The following is a 1936-nucleotide window of genomic DNA, read 5'->3' as shown; positions in this document are numbered from 1 at the left end:
TCTGATCGACTTCCCGGACCGCCGCCGGGTCCGGGAAGTCGATCAGAGGGCGGGCCGCCGGTGACTCGCAGATGGCCGTGAGGGCCTCCTGGAGGGTGGGCACGCCGTTCGCCGTCACCTCGCGCAGCTCGCGCGAGGTGACCTCTGCCAGCGGCAGCTCGTACCCCCACAGGCGCTCCAGCGTCGCGTCGTGCAGCAGCACCGGGACGCCGTCCCGCGTGAGGCGCACGTCGATCTCCACCGCGTCCGCGCCCCGCCGCAGCGCCGAGCGGAGCGAGGGGAGGGTGTTCTCGCGGACGGCGTACGGGTCGCCGCGATGGGCGACCGCCACGACGCCGCTGGAGGTGTGGCCGTCACCGCGGTGGGCGGCGGCTGCGACGCTGCTGGAGGTGTGGCCGACGGATCTCACTGGAGCCATGATTCCGTGTACCCGTCGATCTCGGCGGCCAGTTTCGCCTTGGCCGGCCCGTCCAGGAACGAGGCCTCCACCGCGTTCTTCGCGAGCGCCGCGAGACCGCGTTCGTCCAGGTCCAGCAGGCGGGCCGCGACCCCGTACTCCGTGTTGAGGTCTGTGCCGAACATCGGGGGGTCGTCGCTGTTGACCGTGACCAGCACGCCCGCCGCGACCATCTCCTTGATCGGGTGGTCCTCCAGCCGCTCGACCGCCCGGGTCGCGATGTTGGAGGTCGGGCAGACCTCCAGCGGGATGCGGTACTCGGCCAGGTGCGCCAGCAGACGCGGGTCGCGTACGGCGCTCGTGCCGTGGCCGATGCGCTCGGCGCGCAGCTCGGTCAGCGCGTCCCAGATCGTCTGCGGGCCCGTCGTCTCGCCCGCGTGCGGCACGCTGTGCAGCCCGGCCGCGATGGCCCGGTCGAAGTACGGCTTGAACTGCGGCCGCGGAACGCCGACTTCGGGTCCGCCCAGACCGAACGAGACCAGCCCCTCGGGCCCCAGGTCCACCGCGACCCGCGCCGTCTCCTCCGCCGACTCCAGCCCCGCCTCGCCGGGGATGTCGAAGCACCAGCGCAGTATGACGCCGTGGTCGGCCTCGGCCGCCCGGCGGGCGTCCTCGATCGCCTCCACGAAGGCCACGTCCGGGATGCCCCGCCGGATCGAGCTGTACGGGGTGACGGTCAGCTCCGCGTACCGGATGCTCTGCTTCGCCATGTCGTGCGCGATCTCGTACGTGAGCAGCCGGACGTCCTCCGCGTCGCGGACGAGGTCCACCACCGACAGGTACACCTCGATGAAGTGCGCGAAGTCCCGGAACGTGAAGTAGTCGGCCAGCGCCTCGGGGTCGGTCGGCACCTTGGAGTCCGGGTGCCGGGCAGCCAGTTCGGCCACGATGCGAGGGGAGGCCGATCCGACGTGGTGCACATGCAGCTCCGCCTTGGGCAGGCCGGCGATGAAGGTGTGCAGATCGGGCATCGGTCCTCCGTGGGGGCGGGTACGGATACGGCGTGGGATGCGCCGCGGCCAGGCAGGGATCATCGTAGGCACGCGGTGGTGCACGCCGGGGAACGGCCCGTACGGCGCCGGGGTACAGGCCGTAGCATGACCGGACGTTCATTGGGGAGAGGGAACATGCCGGAAAACGCCGACAAGGCAGCCGCGGGGGCCGAACCGGAGGAAGGGGAGCGGCCCGGGGCGCAGCAAGGGACCGAGCCGCGGCCGGAGGCGGGGGCGCCGCCCGAGCCGTACGACCCGTGGGCGCCGCCCGAGCAGCGGCGCGCGGGGGCGCCGCCGGAGGACGAGACGGTGTCGCTCGACGGGGAGCGGCGGGGGATATCGGCCGCCTCGCCGCCGGCTGGCCTGTCGTCGGCCGTACCACCGCAGGCCGTACCACCGCAGGGCGCCGCTCCGCAGAGCGAGCAGCCCACGCTGATCGACGTGTCCCCGCCGGACGGGGACGCCGCCGCGGGCGCCGCGCACGCGC

Annotated in this window: 2 protein-coding genes and 1 pseudogene; 1 reads left to right on the top strand and 2 read right to left on the bottom strand. The window is 73.3% G+C overall.

The genetic code is table 11. The annotated features are described in order from the left end of the window. The coding region (locus tag AOK16_RS17190; RefSeq protein WP_276202511.1) for a glycerophosphodiester phosphodiesterase at window positions 1–331 on the bottom strand (331 nt) is incomplete at its 3' end. Between the two features lie 74 nt (window positions 332–405). Continuing rightward, window positions 406–1428 (bottom strand): adenosine deaminase, encoded by a 1023-nt coding sequence (locus tag AOK16_RS17185; RefSeq protein WP_055473120.1) that lies wholly within the window; start codon window positions 1426–1428, stop codon window positions 406–408. 156 nt (window positions 1429–1584) lie between these two features. Between AOK16_RS17185 and AOK16_RS17180 the strand changes: the two are divergent. Next, window positions 1585–1936, top strand: a pseudogene (locus AOK16_RS17180) (hypothetical protein); the annotation flags it as partial.

Source organism: Streptomyces pathocidini (assembly GCF_001418495.1).
Taxonomy (GTDB): Bacteria; Actinomycetota; Actinomycetes; order Streptomycetales; family Streptomycetaceae; genus Streptomyces; species Streptomyces pathocidini.
This window is presented reverse-complemented; position numbering and strand designations above follow the sequence as displayed.

Bases quoted from the DNA above. Each gene is read 5' to 3' on its own strand.
- AOK16_RS17185 (WP_055473120.1), bottom strand. From the start codon at position 1,428: ATGCCCGATCTGCACACCTTCATCGCCGGCCTGCCCAAGGCGGAGCTG.